General features: G+C 52.6%; 1 pseudogene. It reads left to right on the top strand.

What is annotated here, in order from left to right:
• A pseudogene (locus tag B4M48_RS16655) lies at positions 1-295 on the top strand (ISNCY family transposase); the annotation flags it as partial.
• Between the last annotated feature and the right edge of the window lie 64 nt (positions 296-359).

The raw sequence follows: 359 nt of genomic DNA, 5'->3' as shown, positions 1-359 counted from the left end.
CTTTATCCGTGAGCTGGCGCAGCGGGTACCACAACATGAGGATGAACTGATGACAATTGCACAGCAGCTTGAGCAGAAAGGCCGTCAGGAAGGACGACAGGAAGGCCGTCAGGAAGGACGACAGGAAGGGCGACTGGAAGGTCTTCTGGAGGGGCGAGAAGAAGGTTTACGGGAGGGCGTACAGGAAGCTAGCCTTAAGATCGCCCGCAATCTGTTAAAGAATGGTATGGACATTCAGTCTGTTATGAATGTGACTGGTCTGACTGAGGAAGAGCTGAAGCACTCTTGTCACTAAGTGATTTAAAAGAGGCGCCGAACCAGCTGGCCCTGCTAATGGCTGCGGAATTCATGACCGGACA

It is taken from the genome of Pantoea sp. UBA6567 (assembly GCF_002434165.1).
Classification (GTDB): domain Bacteria; phylum Pseudomonadota; class Gammaproteobacteria; order Enterobacterales; family Enterobacteriaceae; genus Pantoea; species Pantoea eucrina.
This window is presented reverse-complemented; position numbering and strand designations above follow the sequence as displayed.